Annotated in this window: 1 protein-coding gene; it reads right to left on the bottom strand. The window is 60.9% G+C overall.

Annotated elements, in window-relative coordinates; all coding sequences use genetic code 11:
* Window positions 1–714 (bottom strand): SulP family inorganic anion transporter (locus AC2A1N_RS13665; protein ID WP_484372589.1); only part of this gene is annotated, 714 nt, incomplete at its 3' end.
* Window positions 715–719 lie beyond the last annotated feature (5 nt).

Genomic DNA, 719 nt, shown 5'->3' with positions numbered 1-719 from the left:
CTGCGCGGTCATCAGCGATTCCAACAAGCCAACGACCGCCAAAGTCGCCGAAACCGGCAGCAGGATCTGGAGTGTTTCCCAGGTGAATGGCACATCCGGAATCAGGAACGACGGCAGGCTGTCAGGCAGCGCCCCCATGTCGCCTACGGTGCGTACCTGGAAGCCGAAATACATGGAAGCGGCCGTGAGAACCACGATCGCCACCAATGCCGAAGGAACGGCTTTGGTCAGCAGCGGCAGCAGGTAGATGATTGCCAGACCCACAGCACAGATCGCATACACCATCCACGGCATGCCGATGAGCTCGGGAAGCTGCGCCATGAAAATGAGAATCGCCAGTGCATTCACAAATCCGGTCACCACCGAGCGCGACACAAAGCGCATCAGCGAGCCCAACCGCAGGGCGCCGGCCAGCATCTGCAGGACGCCGGCCAGGATGGTGGCGGCAAACAGATACTGAATGCCGTGCTCGCGCACCAGCGTGACCATCACCAACGCCATGGCGCCGGTCGCAGCCGAGATCATGCCAGGGCGGCCACCGGCGATGGCGGTGATGACGGCGATGCAGAACGAGGCATACAAACCTACCTTTGGGTCGACGCCGGCGATGATGGAAAACGCGATTGCCTCAGGAATCAGGGCTAGCGCAACGACAATGCCCGACAGCAGGTCACCACGGATGTTACCGAGCCATTGCTGGCGCAGGGGATAAATTGCAG

The organism is Stenotrophomonas maltophilia group sp. SKK55, assembly GCF_057179845.1.
The sequence above is the reverse complement of the archived record's forward strand: the minus strand, read 5'-3'. Positions and strand labels throughout refer to the sequence as shown.